Annotated in this window: 11 protein-coding genes and 2 pseudogenes; 7 read left to right on the top strand and 6 right to left on the bottom strand. The window is 62.4% G+C overall.

Annotation, left to right across the window (positions count from 1 at the left end; all coding sequences use genetic code 11):
* Positions 1-15: 15 nt before the first annotated feature.
* From PSH78_RS15480 to PSH78_RS15465, 4 genes are all read right to left on the bottom strand, one after another.
* Complete coding sequence (locus tag PSH78_RS15480) at positions 16-1,062, bottom strand: DUF2955 domain-containing protein (protein ID WP_305495222.1); 1,047 nt, start codon at positions 1,060-1,062, stop codon at positions 16-18.
* Positions 1,052-2,173: an HlyD family secretion protein gene (locus tag PSH78_RS15475; protein ID WP_305495220.1), complete on the bottom strand. Its 1,122-nt coding sequence runs from the start codon at positions 2,171-2,173 to the stop codon at positions 1,052-1,054. The genes PSH78_RS15480 and PSH78_RS15475 overlap by 11 nt, the downstream gene beginning before the upstream one ends.
* Positions 2,174-2,246: 73 nt before the next feature.
* Positions 2,247-2,774 carry a transporter suffix domain-containing protein gene (locus tag PSH78_RS15470; protein ID WP_370870930.1) on the bottom strand — a complete coding sequence of 176 codons (528 nt, stop codon included), beginning with the start codon at positions 2,772-2,774 and terminating at the stop codon, positions 2,247-2,249.
* A 143-nt stretch (positions 2,775-2,917) separates the two neighbouring features.
* A complete protein-coding gene (locus tag PSH78_RS15465; RefSeq protein WP_305495218.1) occupies positions 2,918-3,811 on the bottom strand; it encodes a LysR substrate-binding domain-containing protein in 894 nt (297 codons plus the stop codon).
* 94 nt (positions 3,812-3,905) lie between these two features.
* Between PSH78_RS15465 and PSH78_RS15460 the strand changes: the two genes are divergently transcribed.
* The 5 genes and pseudogenes from PSH78_RS15460 (at position 3,906) to PSH78_RS26670 (ending at position 10,094) form a co-directional block, all read left to right on the top strand.
* The gene (locus tag PSH78_RS15460) at positions 3,906-5,072 is read left to right on the top strand and encodes an MFS transporter (RefSeq protein WP_305495217.1); all 1,167 of its coding nucleotides are present in this window, start codon (positions 3,906-3,908) and stop codon (positions 5,070-5,072) included.
* A gap of 227 nt (positions 5,073-5,299) precedes the next feature.
* Positions 5,300-6,340, top strand: a complete 1,041-nt coding sequence (locus PSH78_RS15455) for an ABC transporter substrate-binding protein (RefSeq protein WP_305501277.1) — start codon at positions 5,300-5,302, stop codon at positions 6,338-6,340.
* 31 nt (positions 6,341-6,371) lie between these two features.
* Positions 6,372-8,636: pseudogene (locus PSH78_RS26680) on the top strand (ATP-binding protein); the annotation flags it as partial.
* Positions 8,628-9,234, top strand: a pseudogene (locus tag PSH78_RS26675) (response regulator); the annotation flags it as partial. The pseudogenes PSH78_RS26680 and PSH78_RS26675, both read left to right, overlap by 9 nt.
* A complete protein-coding gene (locus PSH78_RS26670) occupies positions 9,234-10,094 on the top strand; it encodes a sensor histidine kinase (protein ID WP_370871127.1) in 861 nt (286 codons plus the stop codon). The pseudogene PSH78_RS26675 and the gene PSH78_RS26670, both read left to right, overlap by 1 nt.
* Before the next feature lie 223 nt (positions 10,095-10,317).
* Here PSH78_RS26670 and PSH78_RS15445 read toward each other — a convergent pair whose 3' ends face one another.
* Entirely contained in the window at positions 10,318-10,944 is a 627-nt protein-coding gene (locus PSH78_RS15445) for a glutathione S-transferase family protein (RefSeq protein WP_305495215.1), read from the bottom strand.
* A 126-nt stretch (positions 10,945-11,070) separates the two neighbouring features.
* Between PSH78_RS15445 and PSH78_RS15440 the strand changes: the two genes are divergently transcribed.
* On the top strand, positions 11,071-11,496 hold the full coding sequence (locus tag PSH78_RS15440) for a MarR family winged helix-turn-helix transcriptional regulator (RefSeq protein WP_305495214.1): 426 nt from the start codon (positions 11,071-11,073) through the stop codon (positions 11,494-11,496).
* Between the two features lie 64 nt (positions 11,497-11,560).
* Positions 11,561-12,109, top strand: a complete 549-nt coding sequence (locus tag PSH78_RS15435; RefSeq protein WP_305495213.1) for a nuclear transport factor 2 family protein — start codon at positions 11,561-11,563, stop codon at positions 12,107-12,109.
* A 97-nt stretch (positions 12,110-12,206) separates the two neighbouring features.
* Here PSH78_RS15435 and PSH78_RS15430 read toward each other — a convergent pair whose 3' ends face one another.
* Positions 12,207-12,770, bottom strand: a complete 564-nt coding sequence (locus PSH78_RS15430) for a TetR/AcrR family transcriptional regulator (protein WP_370870929.1) — start codon at positions 12,768-12,770, stop codon at positions 12,207-12,209.
* Positions 12,771-12,778: the final 8 nt, after the last annotated feature.

Below are 12,778 nucleotides of genomic sequence, written 5' to 3'. Positions count from 1 at the left end.
GCAGGAGTGGATCACCTACACCGATTGCGGACGACGCTCCGATACGCGCGCTCTTGGCCACAGCAGCGCGGCCAGGCCAATGGCGTAGACAACCGCAAACAGCACGTAGGCGATTCGGCTGGAAAACAGCTGTGGCGTTTCTGTTGGCAGTGGCGATACACCGAGCCCGAACAGAATAACGAAGGTGATCAGCCCGCCGCCGAATATCTTGCCAGAGGCGTTGCCAATGGCGGCTTTGCCGGCAAACAGCAGGCTTACCAGCAACAGGATCAGCGCCACCAGCCACAGGGTCGGGCGCAGTTCAAACAGCGTGAAGGCCACGGACGCCGCCATCCCGCCTAGCAGGTTGACCAGCACCAGGCCAAGGGCGGTGCGGCTGCTCATGCCGAGGGAAAACTGGCTAAGCAACGAGGCCACCGTGATCGGTACGACTATCGCCGTGGCCAGCCGTGGGTCGCTCAGGCACAGGGCAACCATGGCCAGCAGGATCGTCGCGCTGGCCATGGCCTGGCGAATCACCAGCGTCTGCTCGTGCGGCTGGGCGGCGGCCTGCTTGGCCTGTTCACCAGCAGGGTCGGGCAGCAGCGCATGGGCGCCCCAGGTCAGCAGCAAACCCAGGCCGACCGCCTTGACCAGTACCAGCACGATGGACTCGCCCAGCTCGCTCTGCGCGATATCGAGCATCGGCACCACAATGGCGATCACCAGCATCAGCGCTGGTCCCGCGCCGCCAGGTTGCCGGCCTTGCGCGGTAAAACAGGCGAGATAAAACAGCCAAAGCAGCGGCAGCAATATCCACGGCCGCTCACCGAACATACCAGTCACACCCACCAGCAGCGCACCGGTGAGCATACTTACCAGCAACGTTATCAGCCCTTGAGACAGCGTTGGCGCGCGGCGGCTGGCCAAGAGGAACTGGACGGCGAACAAGGGCGCGAGAAATGGCAGGATGTCGCCTAGGACCAGACCCGCGCAAAAGCCCACGGTCACTGCCAGGGCGACACGCAATCCCTGGCTTTTGATCCGCAGCAGCTCGAGCTCGGCCTGCCCATCAATTGACATAGTTCAGCCAGGCGCCCAGCCGTGTCATGAAGGCCCCCAGTGCGTTAGTCATGGGGTTGTCATCGGTATAGATCACCACGCTCACCTGCGAGCCGTAACGCGGGCCGATCGGGTGTGGTTCCTCCACTATCAGGCGTACCGGAAAGCGCTGCGGGTCGCGCACCCAGCCACTCTGGTTGCGCACCGAGGGCAGGGCCGAGTTGCTGCTGCCCTGTTGCGCGACACCCCAGCCGACGCTTTCAACACGGCCTTTGAACACACGGCCCGGCAATACATCGAACACCAGTTCCGCCGGATCGTCGGCCTGCACATGTTCCAGGCTGTTTTCCTTGAACGCGGCAGACACCCATACCGTGCCCCTGTCGATAAAGGTCAGTGCCGGTTGGCCGGCGCTGACGACCTGACCGACGGCAAGCTGGAGATGGGTGATCACGCCGTCGGCGGGTGCGATGACTTCGGTACGCACCAGATCGAGCCGGGCTTTTTCCAGCGCGGCCAGGGCTTGCTTGAATTGCGGGTTGTCGTTGCCTTTGGGCCCCAGTTGCTGGCGCGCCCGCTCCAGGTCGGCCTGGGCCTTGCTCACGGCCGCCTCGGCGGAGCCCAGCGAGGCTTTCGCTTCATCCTGGCGGGCCGGGGCGAACACCCCACGCTCGACCAATTGGTTCACCCGTCGGGCTTGCTCGCGAATGTTGTCGCGCTGCGCTCGCGCCGACACCAGCTGCGCCTGGGCGGCATCCACCGAGGCGGTGCTGGCACCCACTGCCTGGCCGGCTTCCTCCAGCCGTGCCTCAGCCTCGCTGACGACAAGTCTGTAGGGCTGCGGGTCGATACGAAACAGCACTTGGCCGGTCTTCACCCGGGCATTGTCGAGCACCGTTATTTCTGTCACGCGGCCACCCACCTCGGCGGCCATTTCCACCACATAGGCTTGCACCACGGCTTGCGACGTCGAGGGCGTGCGGCGCTCCATGAAGATCGAGAGGGTGAACAGCACGGCGATCAACACTGCAACGCCCAGGGCAATGCGCCTTAGCGGATTGGCTGGCGCAGGCTTTTCAGGAAGCGGTTCGGTTTGTAACTCAGGCTCGACGGAACTGGGCGAATCGGGCATATCGGCACCTGCAAGTCATGGCCATTCAAAAAACAGCTGACAGAGCGCCGGGGGCGGCGACCCTGGCATCGGATCAGACCGCGTCGGCAGCGGTATTGACCCGTGCGGTGCGGATAAACAACGCGCGCAATTTCTCCCAGAAATTGCCACCCAGGACGAAGAAGCTGCCGATCAACAGGACATCGCCAAGCAGTTGCAATGCCCAGCTGTTGGGGCGAAAGCCGGGCGCGAAGGCATCGATATAAGGTTCAAGAAAAGAGCACAGCAACGGCAGGCAGAACATCACCAGGCCAATACGGTGGCGGGTGACGCTGACCTCCTGCTCGGCGCTGGGCACAAGGCCCGACACATAACCGAACACCTTCTGCTTGAGCTCTTGAAAACCCGCCTTGCCCATCACCGCGATGACCAGCAGCAACAGCACCTTGTTGATGATGAACAGCGCGCCGGTGATCGCCGCGATGGTGGAGCGGGGTACATCCGCAGCCGCCGCCAGCGGCACCAGCAACCATAACGTGAGCATCAGGCAAAGAATCGCGATGCCTGCCTTGAAGCGCCATTTCGCGGACTTTGACGTGGTCGGAGGCTGTACCGTGCTCATGCTGCCTTACCTTTCTTTGAGTTGTTATGGCTTATGGTCTGGAGCGAAACTGAGCTTAGCAGCTGGATTGTCAACGCATTCAGCGCTGTCGGTATTTTCTGCGCAGGGGCCGAATCTGTTCGTGCGTGAGATACAGCTCAACTTCACATCCGATGCTGCTCCAGCAGAAAGTCCACAAACACCCGTACCCGCGCCGGCATCGCCGCACCCCCGACGAAGACTGCATGGATCGGCTCCCGGTCCCCAGGGTTCCAGGCATCCAGCAGCGCTACCAGATCGCCGCGTTGCAGATCCTCGGCCACGCTGAACTCGCCGATACGGGCGATGCCAGCGCCTAACCGTGCGAACTGTGCCAGCGCCTCACCACTGCTGCATTCGATGTTGCCGCTGACCTTCAGGGAAAACTCTTTGCCGTCGCGGGTGAACGGCCAGTTGGGTTCGGCGCGACGGAAGTTGAAGCGCAGGCAGTTGTGTCGCAGCAGGTCTTCCGGTTCCTGAGGTGTGCCATGGCGTTGCAGATACGCGGGCGAAGCCACCACCACCTGGCCGGTGTCGCCGATCCTGCGGGCGGTCAGCGGGCTGTCGGGCAGGTGGCCAAACCGCACCGCCACATCGGCCTGGCCGCCGAGAATGTCGACCACTTCGTCGCCAAGGGTGAGGTCGACGACGATGTTCGGGTAGCGGGCGCTGAATGCGGCCACCAGAGGAACGATGGTCTGCCGCCCGTGGCCGAGGGCGGCACTGACCCGCAAACGGCCCTTGGGCACGCCTTGGTCGGCGATGGCCTCTTCGACCTCGGCCATATCGGCCAGGATACGCCGGGCTGCGCGCAGGTAAGCCTCGCCTTCGGCGGTGAAGGTGATCGCCCGAGTGGTGCGCAACAGAAGGCGGGTGCCCAGGCGTAGTTCGGTACGCGCAATGATCCGACTGACCGCCGAGGGTGTCAGCCCAAGTGCCCGAGCGGCAGCCGACAAGCTGCCTTCCTGCGCCACCGTGGCGAATATCACCATCTCACCCGACCGACCGTTGAAGTCCATTTGTGCTCCGTAGGCAAAGGTCTTTGCCGCAAATGCTGTCTACCGCCTTGGAAGGCTGCATCGTAGCATTTGCGGCACAGATGAGGAGACTTCCATGCGTATCAATCCACCACTTGTCGCACTCGCCATTGGTGCCTTTGGCATCGGCGTTACCGAGTTTGCCCCCATGGGCATGTTGCCGGGCATCGCCGCGGATCTCGGCGTTTCCATTCCCGCCGCGGGTCTGTTGGTCAGTGCCTACGCCCTGGGCGTGCTGCTCGGCGCGCCACTGATGACCCTGACCACTGGCAGAATTCCCCGACGCTATCTGCTGATCGGACTCATGGCGATTTTCACCCTGGGTAACCTGATGTCAGCGCTGGCGACCGATTACTACAGCCTGATGGTCGCCAGGGTGGTGACCTCACTGAACCACGGCGCGTTTTTTGGCGTCGGCTCCATCGTCGCCGCCAGCGTGGTCGCCCCGGAAAAACGTGCCGGGGCGGTCGCGGCCATGTTCATGGGCCTGACTCTGGCGACCATCGGCGGTGTGCCGTTGGCGGCCTGGTTTGGCGATTTGTTTGGCTGGCGTACCGCGTTCTGGGGAATCACCGGATTGGGCGTAGTGGCAATGGCTGCGTTGTGGTTCGCGCTGCCCAACCTGCCGGCGCCGCAAAGCAGCGGGGTGCTGGCGGAAATCCGGGTGCTGGGCCGTGGCCCGGTGCTCGGGGCGTTGGCCCTGACGGTAGTCGGCTCAGGCGCGATGTTCACGGTCTTCACTTACATCGCTCCGATCCTGACCAGCGAGACCCATGCCTCCAGTGCCTTTATCACGGCCATGTTGGTGCTGTTCGGCGTGGGGCTGACGCTGGGCAATATGTGGGGCGGCAAGGCCGCGGATCGTTCGATCGATCGGACCCTGATCGTTTCCCTTAGCGTGCTGATTCTCGTCCTCTTGGCGTTCACGGTACTGATGCGCTGGCCGCTGCCGGCCGCGGTTGCCATCCTCATCTGGGGTATCGCCAGTTTTGCCTTGGTACCGCCATTGCAGATGCGCGTGATGGAAGCCGCCAAGGACGCGCCCAATCTGGCCTCGGCGGTGAATATCGGTGCCTTCAATTTCGGCAATGCGATTGGCGCGGCGCTGGGCGGCGCGGTGATCAACGCGGGGTTGGGTTACCCGGCGATTTCCCTGGCCGGCGCGGCAATGGCGGGTCTGGGCCTGCTGATGGTGCTGGCTTTTGCCTGGCGTGCCCGAGGGGTTGCGGCTGCGGCGCTGTGAAGGTGGGGTGAGCAGGGGGCTCGGCTGGCTGAAATCCTCCGTGGCCGCGCGAAGCGGGCACGTTGGGACTATGCTCATTGCCACTACCGTCAATGCGCTGGTTTCAGTCGCTCGCCAAGGAAAGGAGTCTGTACGTGTCTGATACTTCATGCCCGGTTCCATTATTGAAATGGCCCTTGATCCACAGCGTCCTTTGGCGCTTCGCCGGTTGCGTGACCGGGCTGGCGATGCTTGCCGTCCATCCAGCCCACGCGGCCGACGGCGGTGTCGCCGGCGGCTCTACCGCAAGCCATAGCATTGCCTTCAGCAATTCCTACGCGGGCAGCGATTTTCGCAAGGTGATGGTGCGCAACTGGCAGGAAATCGCGCTCCAGGCGCAGAAGGATGGGTTGATCCGCGAGGCTCCGGTGGTCAGCGCCAACAACTCGGCGTCGGAACAAGCGGCCCATATCCAGGACATGATCGTCAAAGGCGTCAACGCCATCGTCGTCCTGGCCGCGTCCGACACGGCGCTGAACGGGGTGATCCGCGATGCCTGCAATGCCGGCATCGTGGTGGTGGTCATGGCCAGCCTGGTCAGCGAAAGTTGCGTCTATACCGTGGACTACAACTGGTCCGCCATGGGCCGCGTGGAAATGGATTACATCGCCGAGCGCCTCAAGGGGAACGGAACGCTGCTGGAGATCCGCGGCATTGCCGGCGATGCCACCGATAAAAACATCAGCGACGGCATTCGCAAGGCCGCCAGCGACTATCCGGGCCTGAAGTTCGCCAAGACCGTGTATGGGAACTGGACCGCTTCCGTCGCCCGTAAAGAGGTGGCGCTGGCGCTGCCGTCGCTGCCGAGCATCGATGCCGTGGCGACTCAAGGAGGCGACGGTTATGGCGCGGCCATGGCGTTCAAGGCGGCGGGACGGCCTTTGCCGATCATCGTGATGGGCAATCGTCAGGACGAACTCGCCCTGTGGAAGCAGGAACGCGATGCCAATGGCTACGAGACCGTCTCTGTTTCTGCCTCCCCCAGCGTTTCGCAGGTAGGTTTCTGGGTCGCCCAGCAGATTCTGGCGGGCAAGCAGGTGCCGAAGTTCGTCGAAGTGCCGCTGGTGCGTATCGATGCGAAAGACCTGGACGCCTGGCTCGCGACCATGCCGGTGGGCGGCGCCGCCAATCCTTTTTACAGCCAGGCTTCCGTGGCCGCGATGATCGACGCGGCCAACAACAATACGGCGCCGCCGGCGACGCCTGTGCCGGAGGTTACGAAGCAGTAGTGGCGGGCGGGGAGTGGGGAGGCGCAGCGCCATGGTGACATTCAAGCCCGTCACCGACAGGCCCATTGCCGTCAGGATCGGGCTGGCGGTCGCCGCGCTGGTGTTCCTGATGCTGGCGGTGTCGCTGGTGAACCTCTACGGCTTGCGAGGCATGGTCCGCGCGGTGGATTCCGCCAGCCATTCCGCCGAGATCCTGGCCTCGGTCAATGGCGCCACCGGGCGGGTGGAAAACTTCATCGCCACCCGCGACCCGGAAAGCCTGTCCCAGGCCGAAGGCATGGTGGCGACGGCGATCGCCGGCCTCAGCGCCATTCCGGTGGCCGAGGCGCAATCGCTCAAGGGCAGCCTGGAGCGGCTCGCCGCGGCGATCACCGCCTTGCGCGCGGCGACCCTGACCATGGATGGCGAAACGGAGAACATGACCGCCCACTACGGACGGATGCGCGAGGCGACGATCCTCGTCGAACAGGGCATCGCCGAGGGCCTGAAGGGGCTCGATTCCCGCAGCGCCGGGCACGAGGCGCGGGTGAGCGACATCGAAAGCGCCCACCGCATCCTGGATGTCCTGCGCAACGGCGAACGGATCATCACCGCCCATGTGGCCAAGGTGTTGGTGACCGGGGATGCGGCGGCTGCCATCGCGGCGCGTAACGCCTGCGCGGCGCTCCTGCCGGTGGTCGAACAACTGCGCGAGGTGATGGGGGCGCCGCAGGAAACGAAGATCCTTGACCAGTTGGCGGCGGCGGTCGCTGCTGCCAGCGTCGCGGTAGAGCACCTTGGCGAGGCCCCCAGACGCCAGGGAGACGAAGCGTTGCGGCAGCTCGCCGCCGTCGGGGACGCGGCCGCGCGCCTCGAGGCGATGCTGGCTGACGCGGATGGGCTCGTCGGCCACGACGCAAGCGACATTCAGGCAGCGACCGGGTTGCTGCACAACGCAGCCGCGTTATCCAAGCGTTTCGCCGAGCGTGTCGCCACGCTGGAAGCGCAGACCTTGTCGTTTCGCCTGTCACCGTCGGCCGAAACCGCCGCCTCTGTTGGCTTGATTCTCGACGAGCTCTCCCGTCTCGCTCGGGTTCTGCCTTCGTCCGTGGGGCCGCAAGCCAAGGCGACGCCCCTGACGGTCAGTGATCAGATCGCCGGCTACCGGGCGGCCTTCGCCAGGTTCCATCAGGCGAGCAATGCCTTGAGCGCGGCGCGCGACGAGGTTCGCAACGAGGCACGGAGCGCCGGCCTGTTGGTTGCGCGCTTTGCCGGTGAAGCGCGCTCCGACGCCTTGGTCCACAACGATCGCGGCATGCTTGCGACGATAGTTGCGGGCACCGTCGCCGTCCTGCTGGCCGGTGCCATCGCCTGGAGCACGTCACGATTTGTCGCGCAGCCCATCGTGGCCCTGGCCTCGGTCATGCGCCGGCTTGCGGCCGGCGACCTGAACGCCGAGATTGCCAGTGCCGCACGCGGTGACGAGATTGGAATCATGACCCGCGCTGTACGGGTGTTCCAGGAGAATGCCCAGCGCATCCGGGTGCTGGAGGCCGAGGCCGAGGCCGAGCGACAGCAGGTCCAGGCCTCTTTGGAGCGAATGGTCGCCGAACGGACCGACACGTTGCACCAACAGACCGACATCCTGGAGGCGCAGGCCGTCGAACTCATTCAGGCGCGCAACCAGGCCGAGACGGCCAACCAGGCAAAAAGCGATTTCGTTGCTACGGTCAGCCACGAACTGCGCACCCCCCTGACCCTCATCCTCGCCCCCCTGGAGCAGCTCTCGGCGGCAACCACCCCGCCGGCGGACTGGCGGGTGCAGGTCGAACGTGCCCAACGCAATGCATTGCGCTTGATGAACCGGGTGAACGACATCCTCGACTTTTCCAAGGCCGAAGCTGGCAAGTTCGAGTTGTGTCCCTCGCCGGTTGATTTGAACAAGGCGGTGGGGGTGCTGGCCGAGGACGCCGCCATGGTCGCCGAGGGTAAAGGTTGCACCTTGACTTGCAGCATCGATCCCGCGCTCGGCACGGTGTTTCTGGACCCCCGGCACTTCGAGAAAATCCTCCTCAACCTGGTGAGCAATGCCATCAAGTTCACGCCCGCCGGCGGCACCGTGCATTTGGCAGTGACGCCGATCGATGGCGAGCGATTCGAGCTCGCGGTGCAGGACTCGGGAATTGGCATTGCGCCGGACAAACTCCCGCTGTTGTTCCAGCGTTTTTCCCAGATCGACAACTCCGCCACGCGCCATTACAGCGGCACCGGCATTGGTCTGGCCCTGGTCAAGGACCTGGCCGAACTGATGGGCGGCGAAGTTGGCGTCAACAGCGAGCCAGGACGGGGTTCGTGCTTCTTTGTCCGGCTTCCGCTGGGGGTTGAGCAGAACACCCTGCTGACCGAAGCCAGCCAGATGCTTGAGCGATCATCAGCGGGCACAACCAGTACGATGGAGCAGCGCCACCTGCGTTTTGACGATGGCCGCCAGGGCAGTCGCAACGACCTCGCTTCGACGCAAGGCGCAGACGACGAGCCGTATCCGGAACATGCCCTGCGATCCAGAGTGCTGGTGGTGGACGACAGCCCGGAAATGCTCAGTTACCTCAGCGAGCTTCTGCAAAACGACTACATCGTCGCCACCGCAACGGATGGAGAGCAGGCCTGGGCACTGCTGCAGCTTCGACCCATCGACGTGATCGTCTCGGATGTGATGATGCCCAAGCTCGACGGTTTCGGCCTGACCGCCAGAATCAAGGCCAGCGCCGGTTTTGCCCATTTACCGGTAATCCTGGTGACCGCCCGCGGCGGTAGCGATGCCTGCATCTCCGGGCTGGAAAGTGGCGCCGACGACTATATCGCCAAACCCTTCTCGCCGCTGGAGCTCAAGGCTCGCGTACGCGCGGCGCTGCGCATGAGCCAGGTGCAAAGCGAACTGCAGGCAAAATCCCGCCAGGCAGGCATGGCCGAAATCGCCACGACTGTGCTGCACAACGTCGGTAACGTCCTCAACAGCGTGAACGTATCGGCAGAACTGGTCAGCAGCCAGATGCGCACCTCCAAGGCCCAGGGGCTGGGCAAGGTGGCGCGACTGATGAACGAACATGTCCACGACCTGAGCGATTTTCTGACCACGGACAACAAGGGAAGGATGCTGCCCGATTACCTGCTCAAGCTGGCGCAAGTGGTGACGGAAGAACAGCAGGGCATCATCGAAGAGCTCGGGCAACTCATCAAGGGCATCGACCACATCAAAACCATCGTCGCAGCCCAGCAGTCCTATGCCGTTGCTGTCAGCGTCGTCGAGACAGTACCGGTCCCGGAATTGATCGATGATGCCTTGCGCATGAGTGCCGGATCACTGGCACGCAAGGAGGTGACGGTGGTCAAGGACATCGCCGACTTGCCCCTGCTGTCGCTGGACCGGCACCGGGTGCTGCTGATTCTGGTGAACCTGATCCGCAACGCCAGGCAGGCGCTGGATGGCGTCAGCGATCGCAGCCCCTGCATCACGTTCTGCGCGTCCCTTGTCGACGGATCAGTATTGCGTATCACGGTGGCCGACAACGGCAACGGGATTGCGCCAGAGCACCTGGCGCGGATCTTTTCCCATGGCTTCACCACTCGCAAGGACGGTCACGGTTTCGGCCTGCACAGTTGTGCGCTCGCCGCGCAGGAAATGGGTGGCAGCTTGAGCGTGCACAGCGACGGGGCCGGGCAGGGCGCGACCTTTATCCTTGATATTCCCCTTGAGGCTGCGCTGAGTGGTGCTTGAACATCGCGTCGTCAACGACACCGAGGCGGCGCTGTTCACTACGGACGAGCAGGTGTTTTCCCCTACGCCGTTGACGCTGACGCAATCGGAATCGGCGCGTTAGCGCGGGTTCTGGCGGACATTCCGTGCCCCCACCCGTGGCGAGGGAGCTTGCTCCCGCTGGGCTGCGAAGCGGCCGCAAAACCTGCCTGATACGGAGTATCAGGCACACCGCGCCCGCCGGTCACGACAGCTTGGATGCAAACGCCTGCAAACCCAGTTTCACTGCGGGCCGGGCTTCTATCAACGCCAGCCAGCGCGCCATGCGGGGCAAGTCCCGCCAATCAATTTGGTCTCGCACCGATCTTGCAAACGTAAACGCAGAAATATCGGCCATCGAGAAGCTTTCACCCGCCATGTACCCGTCTTCAAGAAATGCCTCTGCCGCCGTCAGATGCTCCAACGCTCTGCGGCTTAGTGGCACTGAGGCCGCTTGTTGCCCGACCTGGCTTAAAAAAAACGCACCGTGGCTTGGGGCGATAACATCCGTAACGAAATAAAAGAACCGGTCGTAGACCTTGTAACGTTGAGCGCCCGACCCTTTAGGGGACAGCCGGCCAGGGGCCTGTTCGTCAGCGTATTGGATTATGGCGTTTGATTGATTGATGACCAGGGGCGGTGAGACGCTGTGATCCACAAATGTCGGAACCTTACCTGACGGGTTAAGCGCCAGATATTCTGGAGCACGCTGATCGCCTGATGTCAGGTCTAGCCCCCTCGGGGTAAATTCCATGCCCGCTTCAGCCAGGGCAATGGCAGCTCGCAGGCTGTTCCCCGTTGATGCGCCATAAAGCTCTCGTACCTCAGACATGACAGGGCCTCGTTAGCTGGGTGGGAATGAGTCCACCAGGGATAGATGGGGATCAGTGTTGAGCCAAAGCCTCGGTACCGAAAATTCGCGCTTGACTGATGTGCATTTACACATATGATGGGCGTCATGAAAAGCCCCCATGGCGCCGACCTTTGTCATTGCCTCGCCGCCAGACGCCACGCCCGTCTGCTGACCCGCCTCTACGACCGGCACTTGTCTGCCGTAGGTCTTACTGTCTCGCAGTTTTCCACGCTTGCGTTGATCAGCCAGCATCCTGGAATCCTGATCGCCGAACTGGCGGAAGTCATGGTCATGGAACGAACCACACTGGTTCGGGCGCTGAAGCCATTGCAAAGCGAAGGGTATGTCACCAACCGTGCTGAAGGGCCTCGTTCTGCCATCAGGCTCTCGGTTTCAGCGAAAGGACGAACGAAGTTGAAAGAGGCCGAGCCTCACTGGGAAGCTGCGCAACGTGAGCGTGAGGATCAAATCGGTGAGGCTTCGGCTGTACTGATTCGTAACTCGCTTCTTGAGGAAGTGGTAGGCAAGTAATTTTTTTTGCGTGTTTAATGTGTAATTACACATAGGTTTTCTGACCCGAAACGAGGAAGTACTCATGAATGCTTTTCCAAGAATCCCGTCTCAGGGCGCTGTCGATCCAGCGGAGCGAATCAGCGCGATCGATTTCGTGAACAGGCTCAATTGGTGGTTTGAAACGTGGGACGTGGAGGCGATGGTCGATGCCTTCCTGCCAGACGCCGTGGCCTACCACTTCCATGGCACCATCAGCGGCCACGAGGAGATTCGGCAGTTCTTCAGGAGGGACTATCCCTATCTGATCCCTGGCGTCAGCCGACACGCCACCAACCACATTGTCGATGCGGATGAAGACGGCGTCGTGGTGCGCTATCAGAATCTGCTGGTGCGCTACGCGATGCCAGAGTCGGCCGCGATGCTGGGAGATGGCGAAGCCATCGACAGCCCTGATGATTTACCGGCTATCTGGCTGTTCTCGCCGATGATGGACCGCTTGCGTCGAACCGAACACGGCTGGAAGGTCTTCGAGCGGTACATAGGAGGATCATCCATCAACACGAGGCTCAACCCGCCGACAACTGATCCTGCCGAGCTTGCCGAGTACATGCCCCAACTGAAACAAGCGTAAATCAGTCATCGTCGAGCTGGAGAGAGCTTCGGACGTTCTACCGGCAGCGAGCGTTCGCGCATCGCTGCCACAACCAAGGCATGTCGAGCCCCGCGAACTAGGGCAACAGACCAGCCGAGCGATACGTCGCGATTGTTCTGTCAAAGACACTGATGTCAGCGCGTCCCCGGGCGATCAACTGAGCGCCCTCTACAGCCGCATAGATCGCCAGCGCCTGTTCCTGTCGTTCCTCAAGGCTCAGCTGTGGCCGGCAAACCGACAACACTTCCGTCAGCCAGCGCACGTTCAGTTCGGTAAAGCCATCAACTTCTGTTCTCACCTCTGGCGGCAAGTCATCGTATTCGGCAGACATGATCCCACACAGGCACATGCGATTATCGTTGACCAGCGCGAGGCGAAAGATGTCGGTATAGCCCTTCATCCATACAGCCAGGTCTTCGGAACGGGCCCGTAAGCCAGCAAGGTATTCAAGCCCATCCTCGGTGTAACGTTTGGCCAAAGCCGCACCCAAGTCACCCTTGGTAGGGAAGTGGTAGTGGATGCTCGCGCTTTTGATGCCGACTTCCTTGGCAAGCTCACGAAAGCTCAAGCCGTTGTAGCCCCGGGTCTGCACCATCTTTCGGGCAGCCGTCATGATCGTTTCTCGTGTATCTGTTGTCACAAATTCAT

The organism is Pseudomonas sp. FP198, from assembly GCF_030687895.1.
GTDB lineage: Bacteria > Pseudomonadota > Gammaproteobacteria > Pseudomonadales > Pseudomonadaceae > Aquipseudomonas.
The sequence above is the reverse complement of the archived record's forward strand: the minus strand, read 5'-3'. Positions and strand labels throughout refer to the sequence as shown.